The organism is Paenibacillus glycanilyticus (genome assembly GCF_023715145.1).
In the GTDB taxonomy this organism is placed as follows: Bacteria; Bacillota; Bacilli; order Paenibacillales; family Paenibacillaceae; genus Pristimantibacillus; species Pristimantibacillus glycanilyticus_A.
On the sequence record NZ_JAMBNP010000038.1, the window covers coordinates 1 to 478 of the forward strand.

Here is a 478-nt window from a genome sequence, read left to right on the forward strand (position 1 = left end):
TTGAGGCACACCTCGACCGCGGCCGTGGTCCGGTTGCTACCGTCATTGTCCAGCGCGGTACCTTGCACGTGGGCGATTCCATCGTCGTGGGCGATGCACACGGCCGTGTGCGCCGCATGCTCGATGAATTCGGCGGCGACGTCGAAGAGGCCGGTCCATCCCGCCCGGTTCAGGTCCAAGGCCTGTCTGGTGTGCCTGGCGCTGGCGATAACCTGCTCGTGGTGGAAGACGACCGCGTTGCCCGCCAGATTGCCAATCAGCGTGACGCCCGCAAGCGCTCTGCCCTGCAGGCCAAGCAGCGCAAGCGCGTCTCCTTGGAGGATCTGGACAAGGTATTGCAGGAGACTTCGACCCTCAACCTCATCCTCAAGGGCGACAATGCCGGTTCCGTCGAGGCACTGGAAGACGCCTTGCTGGATATCAAGACCGAGGACGAAGTCGAGCTCAACATCATCGACCGTGGTGTGGGCGCTGTGAC

General features: G+C 63.2%; 1 pseudogene. It reads left to right on the plus strand.

Features of this window, described 5'->3' with window-relative positions:
* Window positions 1-478, plus strand: a pseudogene (locus M3194_RS30835) (translation initiation factor IF-2); the annotation flags it as partial.